This is a genomic window from Patiriisocius marinistellae, assembly GCF_009014635.1.
GTDB lineage: Bacteria > Bacteroidota > Bacteroidia > Flavobacteriales > Flavobacteriaceae > Patiriisocius > Patiriisocius marinistellae.
Genome location: NZ_BKCF01000001.1, coordinates 183,311 through 202,882, shown reverse-complemented (window position 1 = coordinate 202,882; position 19,572 = coordinate 183,311). Strand labels below are relative to the sequence as shown.

General features: G+C 33.8%; 14 protein-coding genes. 10 read left to right on the top strand and 4 right to left on the bottom strand.

From position 1 onward, the window contains the following. Positions 1-10: 10 nt before the first annotated feature. The 4 genes from GB234_RS00910 to GB234_RS00895 all read left to right on the top strand — a co-directional run bounded on the left by GB234_RS00910 (position 11) and on the right by GB234_RS00895 (position 6,477). Entirely contained in the window at positions 11-2,854 is a 2,844-nt protein-coding gene (locus GB234_RS00910) for a WD40/YVTN/BNR-like repeat-containing protein (RefSeq protein WP_151892628.1), read from the top strand. 102 nt (positions 2,855-2,956) lie between these two features. Then, positions 2,957-3,649, top strand: coding sequence for a succinate dehydrogenase cytochrome b subunit (locus GB234_RS00905; RefSeq protein WP_151892627.1), 693 nt, complete (start codon positions 2,957-2,959; stop codon positions 3,647-3,649). Positions 3,650-3,661: 12 nt separating this feature from the next. Further along, the gene (locus tag GB234_RS00900; RefSeq protein ID WP_151892626.1) at positions 3,662-5,677 is read left to right on the top strand and encodes a fumarate reductase/succinate dehydrogenase flavoprotein subunit; all 2,016 of its coding nucleotides are present in this window, start codon (positions 3,662-3,664) and stop codon (positions 5,675-5,677) included. A 53-nt stretch (positions 5,678-5,730) separates the two neighbouring features. Then, positions 5,731-6,477 carry a succinate dehydrogenase/fumarate reductase iron-sulfur subunit gene (locus tag GB234_RS00895; RefSeq protein ID WP_151892625.1) on the top strand — a complete coding sequence of 249 codons (747 nt, stop codon included), beginning with the start codon at positions 5,731-5,733 and terminating at the stop codon, positions 6,475-6,477. A 127-nt stretch (positions 6,478-6,604) separates the two neighbouring features. Here GB234_RS00895 and GB234_RS00890 read toward each other — a convergent pair whose 3' ends face one another. Continuing rightward, positions 6,605-8,836 (bottom strand): response regulator, encoded by a 2,232-nt coding sequence (locus tag GB234_RS00890; protein ID WP_151892624.1) that lies wholly within the window; start codon positions 8,834-8,836, stop codon positions 6,605-6,607. Between the two features lie 117 nt (positions 8,837-8,953). On the opposite strand from GB234_RS00890, the gene GB234_RS00885 reads away from it, so the two are divergent. From GB234_RS00885 to GB234_RS00870, 4 genes are all read left to right on the top strand, one after another. Beyond that, entirely contained in the window at positions 8,954-10,087 is a 1,134-nt protein-coding gene (locus GB234_RS00885; protein ID WP_151892623.1) for a methionine aminotransferase, read from the top strand. Between the two features lie 144 nt (positions 10,088-10,231). Next, entirely contained in the window at positions 10,232-12,469 is a 2,238-nt protein-coding gene (gene katG, locus GB234_RS00880) for a catalase/peroxidase HPI (protein ID WP_151892622.1), read from the top strand. A 65-nt stretch (positions 12,470-12,534) separates the two neighbouring features. Then, positions 12,535-13,002, top strand: a complete 468-nt coding sequence (locus tag GB234_RS00875) for an ankyrin repeat domain-containing protein (RefSeq protein WP_151892621.1) — start codon at positions 12,535-12,537, stop codon at positions 13,000-13,002. Between the two features lie 48 nt (positions 13,003-13,050). Further along, positions 13,051-13,830, top strand: a complete 780-nt coding sequence (locus GB234_RS00870; protein WP_151892620.1) for an amidohydrolase — start codon at positions 13,051-13,053, stop codon at positions 13,828-13,830. On the opposite strand, the gene GB234_RS00865 is transcribed toward GB234_RS00870, so the two are convergent. Continuing rightward, positions 13,817-15,379, bottom strand: coding sequence for an Ig-like domain-containing domain (locus tag GB234_RS00865; RefSeq protein WP_151892619.1), 1,563 nt, complete (start codon positions 15,377-15,379; stop codon positions 13,817-13,819). The two genes, GB234_RS00870 and GB234_RS00865, sit on opposite strands and share 14 nt — an antisense overlap. A gap of 148 nt (positions 15,380-15,527) precedes the next feature. Next, positions 15,528-16,208, bottom strand: coding sequence for a ComF family protein (locus tag GB234_RS00860; protein WP_151892618.1), 681 nt, complete (start codon positions 16,206-16,208; stop codon positions 15,528-15,530). 77 nt (positions 16,209-16,285) lie between these two features. Between GB234_RS00860 and GB234_RS00855 the strand changes: the two genes are divergently transcribed. Beyond that, positions 16,286-17,170 carry a DUF8428 domain-containing protein gene (locus GB234_RS00855; RefSeq protein ID WP_151892617.1) on the top strand — a complete coding sequence of 295 codons (885 nt, stop codon included), beginning with the start codon at positions 16,286-16,288 and terminating at the stop codon, positions 17,168-17,170. Positions 17,171-17,347: 177 nt separating this feature from the next. Then, positions 17,348-18,886, top strand: a complete 1,539-nt coding sequence (locus tag GB234_RS00850; protein WP_151892616.1) for a glycine--tRNA ligase — start codon at positions 17,348-17,350, stop codon at positions 18,884-18,886. Positions 18,887-18,967: 81 nt separating this feature from the next. On the opposite strand, the gene GB234_RS00845 is transcribed toward GB234_RS00850, so the two are convergent. Continuing rightward, positions 18,968-19,333: a hypothetical protein gene (locus GB234_RS00845; RefSeq protein WP_151892615.1), complete on the bottom strand. Its 366-nt coding sequence runs from the start codon at positions 19,331-19,333 to the stop codon at positions 18,968-18,970. Positions 19,334-19,572 lie beyond the last annotated feature (239 nt).

Genomic DNA, 19,572 nt, shown 5'->3' with positions numbered 1-19,572 from the left:
AATCAACCAAATGAAAAATTATTTCCTCCTTGCAATGTGTTTAATTTCATTTTACGCATTTGCACAACAACCAGCAACTACATCTAATAATGTTGCAACAGCGCTCCAGCAAAAAGAACAATTAATAGCTGCCTCTTTAGTAAAAGATGTTCCTTTTAAAAATATTGGCCCAACTATTATGAGTGGTCGTGTTGTTGACTTAGCCGTAAACCCTAGTAATCCAACTGAATTTTATGTTGGTTATGCAAGTGGAGGAGTTTGGCATACTAAAAATAACGGAACCACATTTACTCCTGTTTTAGATTCAAGCCTAACTCAAAATGTGGGTTCTTTAGCGGTGGATTGGACAAAAAACACAATATGGGTTGGTACTGGTGAGGTAAATGCATCTCGTTCAAGTTATGCAGGTATAGGTGTTTTAAAATCAAATGACAGTGGAAAAACTTGGGAAAACATGGGGCTTACCGATAGTCACCATATTTCAAAAATTATCATTAACCCTAATAATGCAAACGAGGTGGTTATTGCCGCAGTAGGGCATTTATACTCCACTAATGACGAACGCGGGGTTTACAAAACAATGGATGGTGGAAAAACTTGGACACAAACATTGTTTGTTAACAATCAAAGCGGGATTATTGAAATGGACGCTGACCCTAAAAATTTTAATTTAATGTATGCTTCATCTTGGGATAAAGACAGAAAAGCGTGGGACTTTAGAGGAAGTGGAACGGGTAGTGCAATTTATAAAAGCATAGATGGTGGGGGCTCATGGACAAAAGTTTCTACTCCTAATAGTGGTTTTCCTACTGGAGAGGGCGTTGGAAGAATAGGGCTTGCTGTAGTGGACGCAAATATAGTGTATGCTATTCATGATAATCAAGCAAGACGTGATGGTGGAAAACAAACTCAAAAAGGTGATGAACTTTCAAAAGAACAATTTAAAACTATGACATCAAGTCAGTTTTTAGCACTTGATGATAAAAAACTAAACGCTTATTTAAAAAATAATGGGTTTCAGGAAAAATACAGAGCAGATAATGTTAAATCAATGGTACGAGGAGGTACGGTTAAACCTGTTGATTTGGCTAAATATTTAGAAGATGCAAATTCTATGCTGTTTGACACCCCAGTTATTGGAACTGAGGTTTACAAAAGTACAGATGGTGGAAAAACATGGGCTAAAACACATGAGGGTTTTCTTGATGGTATTTATTATAGTTATGGGTATTATTTTGGGAAGATACATGTAGATCCTAGCAATAAAGACGGTATTTATATTTATGGAGTCCCTATCTTAAAATCAAAAGACGGAGGAAAAACATTCACATCAATTTCGGCAAATAATGTGCATGCAGACCATCACGCGTTATGGATTAATCCAAATATGCCTGGTCATCTCATTAACGGAAACGATGGAGGAGTAAATATTAGTTACGACGATGGAGAAAATTGGATAAAAAACAATGCTTCTTCTGTGGGTCAATTTTACGCTATTAATGTGGATAATGAAGAGCCCTATAATGTGTACGGAGGATTACAGGACAATGGTGTTTGGGTAGGCGCTCACACAAATGAGGAAAATCCAGGATGGAAGCAAAATGGTAAATATCCTTTTGAGTTTATTATGGGTGGAGATGGAATGCAAATACAAATTGATAACCGTGATAGTAATGTTGTATATACTGGATTCCAATTTGGAAACTATTTTAGGCTTAATAGAAAGACTGACGAGCAAACATACATTCAGCCTAAACATGAGTTAGGTGATAGTCCATATCGTTTTAATTGGCAGACCCCTATTTTGTTAAGTTCGCATAATCAAGATATTCTTTATTTAGGTGGCAATAAATTAATGCGATCTATGAATCAAGGAACAGACTGGACTGCAATTTCACCAGATGTTACAAATGGAGGGAAGCAAGGAAATGTGGCTTATGGTACAATTTCGTCATTTGATGAATCAACATTCCAATTTGGATTATTATATACAGGAAGTGATGATGGAATAGTACAAGTAACAAGAAACGGAGGTAGTGACTGGCAAAATATTACAGGGACATTACCAAAAGATTTATGGGTGAGTCGCGTGATTGCTTCACAGCATAAAAAAGAACGGGTTTATGTAGCTTTAAATGGCTATCGTTGGGATGATTTTACATCATATGTGTATATGAGCGATAACTATGGAGCAACATGGACAGCAATTTCTAACAACTTGCCTATGTCTCCTGTAAACGTCATTAGAGAAGATCCGTCAAATGAAAACGTATTATACCTAGGGACAGATAATGGTGCTTATGTATCGTTCAATAGAGGTAAAAGTTGGGAGGCATTTAACAATGGGTTGCCTGCTGTGGCAGTGCATGACTTAGTAGTTCAACAGCGCGATAAAGATTTGGTTGTAGGGACACATGGCCGCTCCATTTATATCGCAGATATTTCTTTGGTTCAGCAAATTTCCGAAGCAAATATGAGCAATTTAATGCTTGCTGAAATTTCAAATCAAAGGGCCTCTCGTCGTTGGGGAAGCACCGGTTTTAATCAATACGGAGATGTCTATGAACCTTCTGAAAAACTACAGGTTTATACGCCAGTAGCAGGCAAAGCCGAAATTTTAGTCAATAATGAAAACGGAAAAGAATTGAAATCTTGGAGTGTTAATTTAAATAAAGGGTTCAATATTATTGATTATAATCTTAGTGTTTCAGAAAAAGGAAAAAAACAATTAGAGCGAGATGGCTCAGGAGCATTTCAAGCAGATAATGGTACTTTTTATTTGACAAAGGGAACGTATGAGATTTTAATTAAAACAGCAGGTAAAAGCACAAAGCAAGCTTTAGTTTTAGAGTAATGTAAAATGAATACAAATTACTTTTAATAGTATGTAATATTTGCTTAACAGCATTTTGAGACGTATTTTTGTAGTACTAAACATTTTGAAAACACAACCATAATGGGAATAATATCCTCTTCAATTGCTAGAAAAGTTGCCATGGCACTTTCGGGCTTGTTCTTAGTATTCTTTTTAGGACAACATTTTACAATCAATTTAATGTCAGTTTTTTCGCCTGATACATTTAATGAAACCTCCCATTTTATGGGAACTAATCCCATTGTTCAATTTTTATTACAACCCGTTTTAATTTTTGGCGTTGTATTCCATTTTATTATGGGCTTCATTCTTGAAATAAGAAACCGTAATGCACGTGCCGTGAAATATGCGTCTTATAAAGGAAGTGCTAATGCTAGCTGGGCTTCTAGAAATATGATAATTTCAGGATTAGTTATTTTAGCTTTTTTGGGATTACATTTTTATGACTTTTGGGCGCCAGAATTAAACGTAAAATATTTTAAAGGAGACATGAGTGGCCTTATTGATCCAGACAACGTAAATAGTGGTTTTAGGTACTATGAGGAGTTAGTACATAAATTTGAAAGCCCAATTCGTGTAGGAATATACGTTGTTGCATTTTTATTACTTGCCGTTCACTTATGGCATGGGTTTGCATCATCGTTTCAAAGTGTTGGTTTTAATAATAAATACTCAGTGGCGTTGACAAAATTTGCAAAAGTGTATGCCATCGTAATACCAGCTGGCTTTATTTTTATAGCCCTTTACTTACACTTAAATCAATTGCCACACTAAACACATCAAGCTATGTCGATATTAGATTCAAAAACACCTGAAGGACCCTTAGCAGATAAGTGGACAAATCATAAAAACAATATTAATCTTGTAAATCCAGCAAACAAGCGTAACATTGATGTTATTGTTGTAGGAACTGGACTTGCAGGAGGTAGTGCCGCTGCAACACTTGCAGAGTTAGGCTATAATGTAAAAACATTTTGTTACCAAGATTCTCCGCGACGCGCACACTCAATTGCAGCACAAGGGGGTATTAATGCAGCAAAAAACTATCAAGGAGATGGAGATAGTAACTATCGTCTTTTCTATGATACAGTAAAAGGTGGGGATTATCGCTCAAGAGAGTCAAACGTGTATCGTCTTGCTGAGGTTTCTGCAAATATCATTGACCAGTGCGTTGCGCAAGGAGTTCCTTTTGCACGTGAGTATGGTGGGTTGTTAGATAACCGATCTTTTGGAGGGGTTCTTGTTTCAAGAACTTTTTATGCAAAAGGACAAACAGGACAACAGCTTTTATTAGGAGCTTATTCAGCTATGAATCGCCAAATTAACCGTGGAAAAATCCAGCCATTTAATCGTCATGAAATGCTTGACGTTGTAAAGGTAGGAGGTAAAGCGAGAGGAATTATTGCTCGTGATTTAGTCACTGGAAAAATTGAAAGACATTCAGCACATGCTGTAGTACTTGCTACTGGTGGCTACGGAAATGTATTTTTCCTTTCAACTAACGCCATGGGAAGTAATGTAACAGCAGCATGGAAAGCTCACCGAAGAGGTGCATTCATGGCAAACCCATGTTATACACAAATACACCCTACTTGTATTCCAGTTTCTGGAGACCATCAATCAAAATTAACATTGATGTCAGAGTCTTTACGTAATGATGGAAGAATTTGGGTTCCTAAGAAAAAGGAAGATTCTGTTGCAATTAGAGAAGGAAAGAAAAAACCTACGGATCTTAAAGAAGACGAAAGAGATTATTATTTAGAGCGTCGTTACCCTGCATTTGGTAACCTTGTGCCACGAGATGTTGCGTCAAGAGCTGCTAAGGAGCGTTGTGATGCCGGTTTTGGTGTAAACAAAACAGGAGAGGCAGTATACTTAGATTTCGCAAGTGCAATTAAGCGCTATGGAAAAGAACAAGCAACAATTAATCACGCCGAAAATCCAAGTGAACAAGAAATATACGATTTAGGAAAAGCCGTAATTGAAAACAAGTACGGTAATCTTTTCCAGATGTATGAGAAAATTGTTGATGAAAACCCATACAAAACACCAATGATGATTTACCCAGCAGTACATTATACAATGGGAGGTCTTTGGGTTGATTATAACTTACAAACTACAGTTGAAGGACTATATGCTGCAGGTGAAGCTAATTTTAGTGATCATGGTGCAAATAGACTTGGAGCTTCCGCATTAATGCAAGGTCTTGCTGATGGTTATTTTGTACTTCCTTATACAATTGGGGACTATTTATCTCACGATATTAGAACTGGAAAAATACCAACAGATACGGCTGAGTTTGACCAAGCACAAAAGGATGTTGAAGAGCGTATAAATAAATTGATGAACGGTAGCGGGCAACATTCTGTAGATTATTACCATAAAAAACTTGGTAAAATCATGTGGAATAAATGTGGTATGTCTCGTAATGCAAAAGACTTGCAGGAAGCCATTGATGAAATAGCAACACTTAGAGCAGATTTTTGGGCAAATGTAAAAGTTCCCGGTACAAAAAATGAGTTAAATCAAGAGCTTGAAAAAGCTGGGCGTGTTGCAGATTTTCTTGAATTAGGAGAGCTATTTGCAAAAGACGCTTTGAATAGAAACGAATCTGCTGGAGGACACTTTAGAGAAGAGAGTGTAGAACAAAGTGGTGAGCAAAAAGGTGAAGCATTACGCGACGATGAAAACTTTAAATATGTAGCGGCTTGGGAATATAAAGGAGCTCCTAAAGATGCGGTACTACATAAAGAAGAACTTGTCTTCGAAAACATAGAATTAAAAACACGATCGTATAAATAAGAAACAATACAATGTCTTAAAACATTGTATTCATCTTAAAAAACAACATACAGATGAAATTAAATTTAAAAATTTGGAGACAAGCAGATGCAACTTCTAAGGGAAGTATCCAAACATATCCTATTGATGGCGTAGAAGGTGATATGTCTTTCCTAGAAATGCTTGACGTGTTGAACGAAGATTTAATCAATAAAGGTGATGAACCCGTAGTTTTTGATCACGATTGTCGTGAAGGAATTTGTGGAAGTTGTTCATTACAAATTAATGGAGAGCCTCATGGACCAGATAGATTAGTAACAACATGTCAATTACACATGCGTAAGTTCAATGATGGAGATACAATTACTATTGAGCCATTTAGAGCAAAAGCATTTCCAGTTGTTAAGGATTTAATGATTGATCGTTCTTCTTTTGATAGAATTCAACAAGCAGGTGGTTATGTGTCTGTAAATACCTCTGGTAACACAATTGATGCAAATGCAATTCCTATTGAAAAGGAAAATGCAGATGACGCTTTCTACGCGGCAACTTGTATAGGTTGTGGAGCATGTGTTGCGGCCTGCAAAAATGCAAGTGCAATGTTGTTTACATCTGCAAAAGTATCACAATATGCGTTGTTACCACAAGGACAAGTGGAGGCTACTACACGTGTTTTAAACATGGTTGAACAGATGGATAAAGAAGGTTTTGGTAACTGTACAAACACAGGTGCTTGTGAGGTAGAATGCCCTAAAGGAATTTCTTTAGAAAATATAGCTAGAATGAATCGCGAATATCTTTCAGCAAGCTTAAAAGGGTAGTTTTTTTACTTACACAGATTTTAAATTAATAAAAACCCTACACCATAAATTATGATGTAGGGTTTTTATATCAATACATTTCCGAAGAGAAATACTGTGAATTTTATCTCTGATATTATTAGCCCAATTAAACGACTTTTTTATTTTGTGCATTTTTTTTAGGGTTGATCATGTTCTCTGCAATTGTCTGTACAAACTGATTTATATCGTACGGTTTAATAATAATATCATTCATGCCTACAAAATAAATTTCATTTCTAACTTCTTCAATTTCAACGGCAGTTAATGCTACAATAGGAATATTAGGATTGAATTTTCTTATTAAAACGGTTGCTTTAAAACCATCCATAATTGGCATATTTAAGTCCATTAAGATGAGATCAAACTTTTCATTTTTAACTTTCTTAACAGCTTCTTTTCCATTTTCAACTACCACACAATAAATTTCCTTTTTCTCAAGGATTTTTTTTGTTACTATCTGGTTGATACGGTTATCTTCTGCTACGAGGATTTTTTTACCTTTTAAAAAATTTACGTCAATTAAAGGTTTTTCTTTTATAACATCAATTGAAGAGACTATTTTGAAATCAAGATCAAAAGTAAATGTTGCGCCTTTGTTGATTTCACTATCTACAGTAATTTTTGAATTTGATAATTTTAAAAGTTTTTTTACAATTGGAAGACCAAGACCCGTGCCTTGATAGGTGTATTGCAAATTTCCTACTTGAGTGAACTCATCAAAAATTGACTTTTGCTTTTCCTTTGCAATTCCTATTCCGTTGTCACTTATTGAATAACGTATTCTAGCAGATTTATTCGTTGTTGCAATGTGTTTAATAGATATTTTTATAATTCCATTTTCAGTAAACTTGCAAGCATTTCCAATTATATTCATCAAAATTTGTGACAATCGTGTTGCATTTCCAAAGACCATTTTAGGAACTTCATCATCTATATTGATTTCAATTTTATTCTTGTTTTGTATGCGCATGTACTCAAATGAGGCTACAATATTTTTTATTAAATCTTGGGTGTTAAAAGTAACCTTATCATTATCAATATTATCTGAATCAATTTTATTTATTTGCAATACATCGTTGATAAGAGCTAATAGGTAATCCGCAGAAAATTTTAAAGAACTCAAATCTTTTTTATGCGACTGTAGCTTTTTATCCTCTAATAGAATTGTGCTTAGACCAATAACACCATATAGAGGAGTTCTTAGCTCGTGACTTACTGTGGAGAAAAATTTGCTTTTAGCTTTAGATAAATGTTCAGATTTTTTTTTGGCTTCAAGATATTCTTGGTTTTTAATTTGAAGGGCTTTGTTTAATTCACGTCTTTTTGTGTAAGCTACAAAGAGTGAAATGAAAAGAAACAAACCTATTAAGCATACTATAATTAAAAAATTTTTGATAATATTATTGCTAGAAGCTACTTGATCTTGTAGCCTTCTTTTTTCTTTTTCTGTTTCTGCTTGCCGTTTATACTGTTCAACTTGAAATTTTGATGAAATAGCATTTGATTGAGCATCTTGTCTCACCTGCATATTCTCTTTTTGAAATTCAAGATGTTTAATACTGTATTTATATGCATCTTTATAATTCCCTATGGCGTTTAAACCTTTTGCGTAATTTCTATAGGCAGTAGATAGTTCTAAAGGGTATTCAGAAGCTAGAGAATCTTCAATCACGCTCTTTGAATATTCATTTGCTTTTGTATAATCTTTGTTATGCAGATAATATAAACTCCATTGATTATCAATAGATTTATTGTAATTTTCAGGCTGAAATTTTCTAAAAGACTTAAATAGCTTTAAATATGCGTAACCTTCATTTATATGATTAAGGTCATTACAGGTTAAAATAGTATTATAATAGGCCTTTGCTAAGCCTACAGAATCCTTAGATTTTTTGTAAAGTGAAATAGAGTTTTTGTGATATTCAATAGCTTTTTCAAAATTGCCATATGCGCTAGAATATAGATTTGCTAAATCCATTTGATTCTCAGCTTTTGTACTTAGTTCATTACCGTCTTGAACAACATTTTTTGCATTGATAAAACTTTCTTTTGTCAAAAGAGTATCATTCATCATAAGATAATCATAACCAAGATAACGATAACCTTTGTAAATATTATTAGAGTCTTTAATTGATATTGCAAGCTCAACGATGGCAATATTTACTTTTAAAGAGCGTGAATAGCTTCCTCTTTGATAATAATATTCAGATGAGTCCAGTAATTTTTCAATTCGTTGAATTGTTTCTTGTCTTTTTTGTAATGAGTCAACATCTTTTTGTTGTGCATAACAAGAAATTGAGAACGCAAAACATAGAACTAAGTAGGGGAGAAATTTCATATTTGGGGATACATATTTCAAACAGTGTGCAAGATATGAATATTCACTATATTAGCGTGTTTAATTTAACTCATATAGATTAAATTTTGTCTTTTATCACATATTTCGCAAATAATCATGTCAAAACTGCCTGAAATCGCAATTTCTATATTTTCAATAATGAGTAAAATGGCTTTAGATTATGATGCTATAAATCTCTCTCAAGGATTTCCTAATTTCCCTAGTGATCCTAAACTTATTTCGCTTGTAAATAAAGCAATGATTGAAGGTAATAATCAATATGCACCCATGGCAGGAGCTATTTCTTTGCGTGAAACCATCGCGCATAAAGTAAAGAAACTTTATAATAAAGCATATAACCCATCTAATGAAATTACAATAACAGCAGGAGCTACCCAAGCAATTTTCACTGCCATCGCAGCTACTATTTCAAAAGGTGATGAAGTCATCATTTTTACACCTGCATACGATTGTTATGCGCCAACTATTGAGCTTTTTGGTGGAATAGTTAGATATATTCAATTACAATCACCTACATATCAACCAGACTGGGATAAAGTGCGAGATAAAATTTCCAGAAATACAAAAATGATAATCGTTAACAGTCCACATAATCCTAGTGGAATGCTTTTTTCTGAAAACGATATGTTACAATTGCAGCAAATTTCAGAAGAGAAAAATCTTTTTGTTATTAGTGATGAAGTATATGAGCACATTATTTTTGACGGTAACAATCATCAAAGTGCTGCTAAATTTGAAGCACTTTCAAAAAGAACATTCATAATAGCATCTTTTGGCAAAACGTTCCACAATACGGGATGGAAATTAGGGTATTGCCTTGCTCCACAAAATTTGATGAAAGAGTTTCAAAAAGTACATCAGTACAATGTTTTTTGTGTTAATCACCCTATGCAATTAGCCCTTTCAGAATACCTCAAAACACCGTCGCATTATTTGGATTTACCTGGTTTTTACCAACAAAAAAGGGATTATTTTATAGCAAAGCTGAAATTATCAAGGTTTAAAATAATTCCGTCTCAGGGCACCTATTTTCAACTACTAGATTATAGTAATATTTCCGAAGAAAGCGATATCATATTTGCAGAAAATCTAACAAAAGAATACGGAGTTGCAACAATACCAACATCAGTATTTAACGCTAATAAAGAGGATTTTAAACAAATACGCGTATGCTTCGCAAAAACAGAAGTAACCTTAAATGAAGCTGCAGCAATTTTAAACAGGATTTGATAATCTTATATATGGAGCTGTTGAGTATAGCTTTTATCAATCACTAGATTATTACATACAATGAACTATAGTAAATAAACCTTTAAAGAATCTTTATTTTTATTTTCTTAAAAATTAAACCTAATTAATTAAAACATACATATTATGAGTCATAATAAAGGAGAGGCATGGGATATTAATGGAGCAAAAAGTCAATGCCCTTATTTTGCAGATGGAGCATTACAGCAATCAGCAGGCAGTGGAACTACTAACCGAAAGTGGTGGCCCAATAGATTAAAATTAAATGTGCTACGTCAACACGCTAGCAAAAATGACCCAATGGGAACAGATTTTAATTATGCCGAAGCCTTTAAAAGCCTCGACTTTGATACTTTGAAAAAGGACTTACTTAATTTAATGACAGACTCTCAAGAATGGTGGCCAGCAGATTATGGTAACTATGGTGGTTTCTTTATTCGTATGGCATGGCATAGTGCAGGAACGTATAGAGTAACAGACGGACGTGGTGGAGGAAATACAGGGAACCAAAGATTTGCTCCATTAAACAGCTGGCCAGATAATGGTAACCTTGATAAAGCAAGACTTTTACTTTGGCCTATTAAACAAAAATACGGTAATAAAATTTCTTGGGCAGATTTAATGATACTTGCAGGAAATTGTGCATTAGAATCAATGGGCTTTGAAACATTTGGTTTTGCAGGAGGAAGAGAAGATGTTTGGGAACCAGAGCAAGATATTTACTGGGGTTCAGAGACTGAGTGGATGGGTAATGAAGCACGTTATGAAAAAGAAGGTGAATTAGAAAAGCCATTAGCAGCTGCTCACATGGGACTAATCTATGTTAATCCTGAAGGACCAAATGGAGAACCAAACCCGCTAGGTTCTGCACATGATATTCGTGAAACTTTTGGTCGTATGGCTATGAATGATTATGAAACAGTGGCACTTGTAGCAGGTGGTCATACTTTTGGTAAAACCCATGGCGCCGGCGATGGAGATGCACACGTGGGTATTGAACCAGAAGGAGGTAAGATTGAAGCGCAAGGACTAGGATGGTTAAATACTTTTGGTTCTGGAAAAGGAGATGATACAATTACAAGTGGTCTTGAAGGAGCATGGACACCTAATCCAGTACGATGGGATCATGACTATTTTAAGATGTTGCTTGAGAACGAATGGGAATTAACAAAAAGTCCTGCTGGTGCGCATCAATGGAGACCTACAGACGCATCAAATGCTCCAAAAGCTCCTATGGCACATGACGCGTCTAAGTCACAAGATTTAATGATGTCAACTGCAGATATGGCATTGAAAATGGATCCCACTTATGCTAAGATTTCAAAACATTTTATGGATAACCCTAAAGAGTTTGAAGATGCTTTTGCAAAAGCATGGTATAAATTGACACACCGTGATATGGGGCCTATTTCTAGATACCTAGGACCCGAAGTTCCTAATGAGGAGTTATTATGGCAAGACCCTATTTCAGTTTCAACTAGAAGCTCAATAAATGAAAACGATATTGCTTCATTAAAAGATTCAATAGTATCTTCAGGGCTTACTATACCACAATTAGTTACAACAGCTTGGGGTGCAGCATCAACTTACAGAGGTTCAGATATGCGAGGTGGTGCAAACGGAGCACGTATTAGATTAGAGCCACAAAAAAATTGGGAAGTTAACAACCCTACGCAACTTGCAAAAGTGTTAGATGTTCTTGAAGAAATTCAGAACAATTTTAATACATCGCAATCTGGTGATACAAAAGTATCAATGGCAGATTTAATCGTATTAGCAGGTGGTGTAGGTGTTGAAATGGCAGCAAATAATGCAGGACATACAATAGCAGTTCCATTTACTGCGGGTAGAGGAGATGCAACTCAAGAACAGACAGATGTCGATTCTTTCAAATTTTTAGAACCAATGGCAGATGGATTTAGAAACTATTTTAGACCCAATCAAATTGCTACAGCAGAAGAGTTATTAGTTGATAAAGCACAATTATTGACACTTACGGTGCCAGAAATGACAGTTTTAGTTGGCGGAATGAGAGCAATGGGAGCAAACTACAATGGTTCTAATCATGGGATTTTCACAGACAAAGAAGGTTCATTAACAAATGATTTTTTCGTAAACCTACTTAATATCAACAATACTTGGAAAGCAACTTCAGAAGATGAAAGGACTTTTGCTGGTCGCAATCGTAAAACAGGCGAAGTTGTTTATGCAGGGACAAGAGCAGATCTTATTTTTGGTTCAAACTCTGAACTTCGAGGTACAGCAGAGGTTTACGCAACTGCAGATGCTAATGAAAAATTTGTTAAAGATTTTGTTGCTGCTTGGAATAAGGTGATGAATCTTGACCGTTTTGATTTAAAGTAATTTATTTTGATAAATAAATGTTAAGCAACACCGTTAGGTGTTGCTTTCTTATTTAATTTTATACCATGACCAAAGAAGCCCTTTTTACCGCTATTAGAGAAGAAAATTTGCAGGCAGTCGCCGAAATTTTAAATAATGACCCCACCGTAGTTTCAACAAAAGACAATAGAGGCTCAACACCTTTATTGTTAGCTACCTATTATGGATACAATGATATTGCCGAAGAAATTTTAAAACATAACCAAGACATAGATATGCAAGATGCCTCTGGTAATACAGCCTTAATGGGTGTTTGTTTTAAGGGTTTTGATGAAATTGCAGCTATTTTGATGGCACATGGAGCAGATGTCAATAAAACTAATTTTAATGGTGCAACTGCACTCATTTTTGCTACCACATTTAATCGTGCAGCAATCGTAAAAATGTTATTGTCAAATGGAGCAGATACATCAATTAAAGATGACAAAGGCAATACTGCTAAGGATCATGCAGTAATGCAGGGTAATAAAATTTTAGTTGATCTTTTGAGATAAAATACTTTTAACGACTTCGGAAATTAGCTAAAAATTTTACAAATTATTATGGAACAAACATTGAAGGTTACAATCATTCAATCCCATTTATATTGGGAAAACCCTGTTGCTAATTTGGAGCACTTTTCCGAAGTAATTGAAACCATTAATGAAAAAACAGATCTAATTGTTCTGCCCGAAATGTTTACTACAGGTTTTTCAATGAACGCTGAGGAATTAGCCGAAGAAATAAATGGACCAACTTTAAAATGGTTGCAAGAAAAAGCTATAAAAAAGAACATTGCCATAACGGGAAGTATAATAATTAAAGAGAGTGCTTATTATTATAATCGCCTTTTCTTTGTGTTTCCTGATGGAACTTTTAAAGTTTATGATAAGAAACATACATTTACATTAGCGGGGGAGCATAAGGTTTTCACAGCTGGATTGACGCAAAATATTATTGATTATAAAGGGTTTAAAATTAATCCATTAATCTGTTACGATTTGCGATTTCCTGTTTGGGCAAGGAATACACAAAATTATGATTTGTTATTGTACGTAGCAAATTGGCCGGAAAAGCGCATAAATGCTTGGGATACCTTGCTTAAAGCTCGTGCTATTGAAAACATGAGTTATTGTGTGGGTGTAAATAGAACGGGTCTAGACGGTAACGGTCATCAATATACGGGGCATTCTGCTGTTTATGATGTGTTAGGAAATTTAATTTCTACACCAGATTTTGAACGGGAATTTCATCAAACAGTTACACTCTCAAAAAACCACATTAGTACCAATAGAAAGCATCTTAATTTTTTAAATGACGCAGATAGTTTTACTCTAATATAAATGTTTCATTCCAGCTCCAATTAGGTCGAAGTTCAATTTTAGTTGGATAATAGACTACTTTTTCGGGGGCAGTTTTTAATAGAAAATTACCAGTGTCCCATTTTTTATTATTATTAGAATCAAATAATAAGCGGATAAAATAATTACCAGGTTTGATGTATTCAAAATAGATAGGTTTATTCTCTGTCAAATATATCTTATCAATTACCTCAAACTTTTCGTTTACCAGTTGTGCAATTATTGGATATTCATCAACATTTACAAGGTTAAGGGTTAAGGTCGAAAAATCTGATACTGGTTTTACAACTTGTTTAAAAACAATTGAATCACTCTCGTTTTGAAAAAAGTCTACTAAAGCGCCTTTAAGCATAGTTACACTATAATTATCTTCTTCTGTTTTTGGAAAAATAATTTGTGCATTATTTGTTTTTCGATGTATGCGAGAAGTAAATGCTACAGCTAGGCTATCTTTATTAATAATTGAGATTAATGAATCATTTAATTTAATTAAGGGGGTGCTAGATTGTATCTCTAGCGTATCTCTTTGAGCAACTGCACCTACAAATTTTGGTGTTAATTGTATTGAGTCTGCAAATAACTCACGCATACGTACCGTAAAAGTATCTCGTTGTGTTTTGTGTTTTGTTTCAAATACTAATGAGTCTTGTGTAACTTCGGGTTTAAACCAGTAGTTGAGGGTGTCTTTATTTTGTTGCTTCAAAACAATTGATTCAAATTCTTTTGGCATTTCAGAAAGAAGTTTGATTTGTAAACTATCCCCATTACCATTGTAACCAAAACTAATTCTGTTCTTGCTTTCTAATTTGGGTCTTGAGGGTTTAAAAGCTACAATTTCTTTAAAAAGTTTTAATTCAAAAGTGCTATCTGTTGGAATAGAGATAGGGGTAGGATAGAATGCAATTTTATCTGTATCTGGTTGAAAGGTATAATTATTTGTAGTCTCTTTTAATGCAATTAATTGATAGACACCTTCTTTGATATTAGTTAACTCAAAGTTATTACTTTCATTAATGGTGGTTGTGATGTAGTTTGGTTTTTCATTAAAAATGATAGAATCATTATAGTTTTCATCAATTTCGTATAATAAAATTGCTGTAGGATTTTTAGTTTCTGCAAGTAATGCGTCTGTGACTGTTCCTTTTAATTTTAAGCTATCAATAAAAGTTCCAGTGGATATAACATATTTATAATTGGGAAATATATTGCCTTCATTGTTATCTAAAATACTATTACCAAAATTGAAAGAATAGGTTGTGTTCTCTCTAAGTGTATCAAGTATTTTAATCCGTACCGTTTTTGAAACGTTTGTGGGAGTAATTATTGGTGGGTATTTTAAGGGTGGCGAAATAATAAGCTCCTTATTAATGTCCTTAAGTTTTACATACTCATCAAAAGTGATTCTAATTTCATTTTCAGAAAAACTTGTTGTAAAATTTTCTGGAAAACTTCTTGTAATTATAGGAGGAATACTGTCTCTCACACCTCCACTAGGGCGTCCCTTTTTTGCGCAATCGACAAAAGAAAGCATAAAAAGGAGTAATATCGAAATATAAAGGAAACGTATTTTCACAGAGATAGAACTAAAATTTTCAAGACAAAAATAAGGAAACTTTTAGTGTTGAGACGTTAAAATAAATTGTACAAATTATAGCATTTGTTTTATGAGTTTATTGTGGTTATGAGATTGTCATTGCAATAGCAGCAAAACTAATTTTTGTATTTGGTATCTTTAATAATTGTAACGCGCAGTTCTCTAATGTTGCACCCGTTGTAATAATATCATCAACTAGTAGAATGTGTTTATTTTTAATAAGATGTGAGTTTTTAATAGTTAGCGTTTGAGCTGTTTCCATTCTTTTCAATCTTCCTTTAAAAACTTGCGTTTTTGTATTTGCTGTTTTTAATAATACATCTTCATGAAAGGTAATAGAAAGAGCTTTTGCTATTTCGCTACCAAACCCAGATACTTGGTTGTAACCTCGTTCTCTTTTTTTTGTTTTGTGGATTGGTACTGGTATTACAACATCAATATCTTTATAATCATTTAATGCACTCAATTTTTCTCCTAACCATGCACCAAAGAAAGCGCTAATATCTTCTTGTTTGCGGTATTTTAAATTGTGCATTAATTCTTGAACAATACTTTGTTTTTCAAACTTTAAAAGAGCAGTTGCATGAACTACTGGAATTCTTCCATAAAAAATATTTTTTATTGAATTCTCACCAGCATATTGTTGCTGAAAAAGAGGCAAATTATGCCTGCATTTAACACAAATTACCTTTTCTGAGCTAGAAATAGCACTGTTGCATCCATTGCAAGTTTTTGGGAATAAGATATTTAACACATCTGCAATCATATTTTATAATTTCTTTTGGAGTTTGTTTTTTTTAAACACATTACATTTGGCCGCAACAACTATATAAATAACCACTAATGACAGACGAAACTAAAAATAATACACGCTTTAAAGTGCTCATTGGCGTTCTTACGTTATTATTAATAGGACTTGCAGTTTACACTTTTATACTTTACCAAGACAGTAGTGACACAGTTACCGCTCTCGAGGTACAAAAAGCTAATGTTGAAACTGAACTTGAAGACCTTATTGCAAACTACAATGATATTATTCAAGATAATGAATTAAAGGATAAAGATTTACTTGCAGCGAGAGAAAGAATTGTTGTGTTGTTAGATTCGGTTAAAGATTCTGAAGCAAATGCATCATTAATTCAACGTTATAAAGTTGAAATTGGAAGACTGAAAGCCGAGCGAAAAACGCTCTTTAAAAGGGCAGATAGTTTAATTATAGCAAACCAAAGACTTGCTGTTGAGCGTGATAGTACAACTAACGTGCTGACAGAAACAATTAAAGTTGTTGACTCAGTAAACCAATCAAACGAAGCGCTTGCTACAACAATTAAAAAAGCTGGTGTACTTGGTGTTACAAATTTACGAGGAGAAGCAGTAATTGTTAGAAATAGTGGGAAAATAGTTGATACTAAGAGATCAAGCAGAGCAGATAAATTAAGAGCTTGTTACACATTAGCACCAAATACTATTGCAAAAAAAGGAGATCGAATGGTTTATGTGCAGGTTTTAAGTCCTAGAAATAATGTATTAGGTGACAATGCGAAAATTACTTTTGAAGGTAAAACTTTAAACTATAGCGCTACAACAAATGTATTTTATGAAAATGAAGCACTAGATGTTTGTACGCTTGTTGATGCTAAAGAGGCAGACCTAGTTGAAGGAAGATATATTGTAAATGTTTTTGATGGAGCAAAACAAATTGCAACCACAACGTTTGAATTAAAATAGAACGATTTCAGAATATTCATAAATTTTAAATCCTTTAATCGAGAGACACCTCAAGATTAAAGGATTTTTTAATGCATAAAAAGGTATAATTTTTTCTGAAATATTAAATCCATTTTATTTCAGAAAAAAATAATAAAGAGAAGCTTATACCCCACGCCAATTTTCTATTTTTGCTACATGGCAAACAATGAAGATCAATTTAAAAAAGTAATCTCGCACGCAAAGGAATATGGATATATTTTTGGCTCGAGTGAAATCTATGACGGTTTAAGTGCTGTCTATGATTATGCGCAAAATGGTGTTGAATTAAAAAAAAATATACGTGAATATTGGTGGCGCAGTATGGTGCATATGCATCAAAATATTGTAGGTATTGATGCCGCGATCTTAATGCACCCTACGACATGGAAAGCTTCAGGTCACGTAGATGCATTTAATGATCCTTTGATTGATAATAAGGATTCAAAGAAGCGCTATCGTGCAGATGTGTTGATAGAGGATTATGCGGAGAAATTAAATGTTAAAGCACAGAAAGAAATCACAAAAGCTTCAAAACGATTTGGTGATGCATTTAACGAGCAAGAGTTTATAACTACAAACCCAAGAGTAGTAGGTTATTTAAATAAAAAGACTGAAGTTCTTGAACGCATGGCACGATCTTTAGAAGCTGAGGACCTTGATGATGTAAAATTACTCATAGAAGAGTTAGAAATTGCTTGCCCATTAAGTGGTTCACGAAATTGGACTGAGGTTAAGCAATTTAATTTAATGTTTGGTACAAAATTAGGAGCTTCTGCAGACACAGCAACCGATTTGTATTTGAGACCAGAGACAGCACAAGGTATTTTTGTTAACTTCTTGAATGTACAAAAAACTGGAAGAATGAAAATACCATTTGGTATTGCACAAACTGGAAAAGCTTTTAGAAATGAAATCGTTGCAAGACAATTTATTTTTAGAATGCGTGAGTTTGAGCAAATGGAGATGCAATTTTTTGTGCGTCCAGGCGAAGAGATGAAATGGTATGAATACTGGAAAGAAACGAGACTTAATTGGCATTTATCGCTAGGAATGAGTAAAGAAAACTACCGTTTTCATGACCATGAAAAGTTAGCACATTATGCAAATGCTGCGGCGGATATTGAGTTTAATTTTCCATTTGGATTTAAAGAGTTAGAAGGCATTCATAGCCGCACAGATTTTGATTTAAAAGCCCACGAAAAGCATAGTGGCAAAAAGTTACAATTTTTTGATCCAGAATTAAAAGAAAATTACACACCATATGTTGTGGAAACATCTATAGGTTTAGATAGAATGTTTTTGGCTATTTTTAGTACGGCATTACAAGATGAAGAATTAGAAGACGGTTCTTCAAGAACAGTCTTAAAATTACCTGCAGTATTAGCACCCGTAAAAGTGGCAGTTTTTCCTCTTGTAAAGAAAGACGGATTGCCAGAAATAGCAAATAGCATTATTGAAGATTTACAATGGAACTATAACGTGTTCTATGACGAGAAAGATGCCGTAGGAAAACGTTACAGACGTCAAGATGCCAACGGAACTCCATTTTGTATAACGGTAGATCATCAAACGATTGAAGATAATACAGTAACCATTAGACACAGAGATACAATGGAACAACAACGTATTAAAATTTCAGAAATTGATGGTATTGTTTCAAAAGCCATTTCAATGAAAGAGTGGTTGAAACAATAGCACAAATAGTCATAAATTAAAATTTCCGAAGTAAAACACAATGTTTCGCTTCGGAAATTTCACTTTTATTAAGTAGCTAGCTTATTTTCTAACTTGAATTTCATTAACATTCACAGGATTTGCTTTTTCGCAACGGTTCATCATTCTTAAACCATTAAAAGTAAACCAAATTTTCATTCCATCTTTTTTATACATATCATCAAGGTTAATTGGATCTAAAAAATAGGGTTGGTCTCCATCTATTTTTATTGTAAAAGGACAATCTCCTTCAATATTACTTGCTACAATTACGCCTTGTTTAAAACCAGCTTCCATCATCTTTGCGTCTGTCATCATAATTTCAGATTTTTCAGTGCTGTCCATATTGGCATCTGTTGTTGATTTTTTTGAAGTACAACATGCTGTAATTGATATACAAAGTGTTAATATTAAAGTGCGAATTATCATGATTTAAAAGTTTTGTGGTTATATATTTTTGAAAATTACAAATATTGTATCTTTTATTAATTACGTATTTTGATTTATTTTGGATTTAAATAATTAAGCATAAGAGTGCATCTTTAATACTGTTCGAGTATATAATAGGAGATTATAGTGAGAAAATACTAGTTTTTATTCCTTGTTCTTTCTCTAAATCGTCGTAATTTTATAAATTAAATAAAAATATTAAAACTTAAAATTACTTA

Excerpts from the sequence above, each read along its gene's own strand:
- GB234_RS00885 (WP_151892623.1), top strand. The coding sequence starts at position 8,954 with ATGTCAAAACTGCCTGAAATCGCAATTTCTATATTTTCAATAATGAGT.
- GB234_RS00870 (WP_151892620.1), top strand. The coding sequence starts at position 13,051 with ATGGAACAAACATTGAAGGTTACAATCATTCAATCCCATTTATATTGG.
- GB234_RS00910 (WP_151892628.1), top strand. The coding sequence starts at position 11 with ATGAAAAATTATTTCCTCCTTGCAATGTGTTTAATTTCATTTTACGCA.
- GB234_RS00850 (WP_151892616.1), top strand. The coding sequence starts at position 17,348 with ATGGCAAACAATGAAGATCAATTTAAAAAAGTAATCTCGCACGCAAAG.
- GB234_RS00895 (WP_151892625.1), top strand. The coding sequence starts at position 5,731 with ATGAAATTAAATTTAAAAATTTGGAGACAAGCAGATGCAACTTCTAAG.
- GB234_RS00900 (WP_151892626.1), top strand. The coding sequence starts at position 3,662 with ATGTCGATATTAGATTCAAAAACACCTGAAGGACCCTTAGCAGATAAG.
- GB234_RS00860 (WP_151892618.1), bottom strand. The coding sequence starts at position 16,208 with ATGATTGCAGATGTGTTAAATATCTTATTCCCAAAAACTTGCAATGGA.
- GB234_RS00875 (WP_151892621.1), top strand. The coding sequence starts at position 12,535 with ATGACCAAAGAAGCCCTTTTTACCGCTATTAGAGAAGAAAATTTGCAG.
- GB234_RS00865 (WP_151892619.1), bottom strand. The coding sequence starts at position 15,379 with ATGCTTTCTTTTGTCGATTGCGCAAAAAAGGGACGCCCTAGTGGAGGT.
- GB234_RS00855 (WP_151892617.1), top strand. The coding sequence starts at position 16,286 with ATGACAGACGAAACTAAAAATAATACACGCTTTAAAGTGCTCATTGGC.
- GB234_RS00845 (WP_151892615.1), bottom strand. The coding sequence starts at position 19,333 with ATGATAATTCGCACTTTAATATTAACACTTTGTATATCAATTACAGCA.
- katG (WP_151892622.1), top strand. The coding sequence starts at position 10,232 with ATGAGTCATAATAAAGGAGAGGCATGGGATATTAATGGAGCAAAAAGT.
- GB234_RS00905 (WP_151892627.1), top strand. The coding sequence starts at position 2,957 with ATGGGAATAATATCCTCTTCAATTGCTAGAAAAGTTGCCATGGCACTT.
- GB234_RS00890 (WP_151892624.1), bottom strand. The coding sequence starts at position 8,836 with ATGAAATTTCTCCCCTACTTAGTTCTATGTTTTGCGTTCTCAATTTCT.